This is a genomic window from Dickeya sp. ws52, from assembly GCF_007210685.1.
Classification (GTDB): Bacteria; Pseudomonadota; Gammaproteobacteria; order Enterobacterales; family Enterobacteriaceae; genus Dickeya; species Dickeya chrysanthemi.
Genome location: NZ_SZVX01000069.1, coordinates 1 through 315, shown reverse-complemented (window position 1 = coordinate 315; position 315 = coordinate 1). Strand labels below are relative to the sequence as shown.

General features: G+C 55.6%; 1 tRNA gene and 1 rRNA gene. Both read left to right on the top strand.

Features of this window, described 5'->3' with window-relative positions:
- The first annotated feature begins 83 nt into the window (after positions 1 to 83).
- A tRNA-Thr gene (locus FDP13_RS21560) sits at positions 84 to 159 on the top strand.
- A gap of 42 nt (positions 160 to 201) precedes the next feature.
- Positions 202 to 315: ribosomal RNA gene (rrf, locus tag FDP13_RS21555) — 5S ribosomal RNA — on the top strand; the annotation flags it as partial.

The following is a 315-nucleotide window of genomic DNA, read 5'->3' as shown; positions in this document are numbered from 1 at the left end:
AGAAGTGAAACGCCGTAGCGCCGATGGTAGTGTGGGGTCTCCCCATGCGAGAGTAGGGAACTGCCAGGCATCAAATTTTGCGTGCTGATATGGCTCAGTTGGTAGAGCGCACCCTTGGTAAGGGTGAGGTCCCCAGTTCGACTCTGGGTATCAGCACCAGTTGTTTTAAGTTACGTTCGGCAAACTGAATAAAAGAATTTGCCTGGCGGCGATAGCGCGGTGGTCCCACCTGACCCCATGCCGAACTCAGAAGTGAAACGCCGTAGCGCCGATGGTAGTGTGGGGTCTCCCCATGCGAGAGTAGGGAACTGCCAG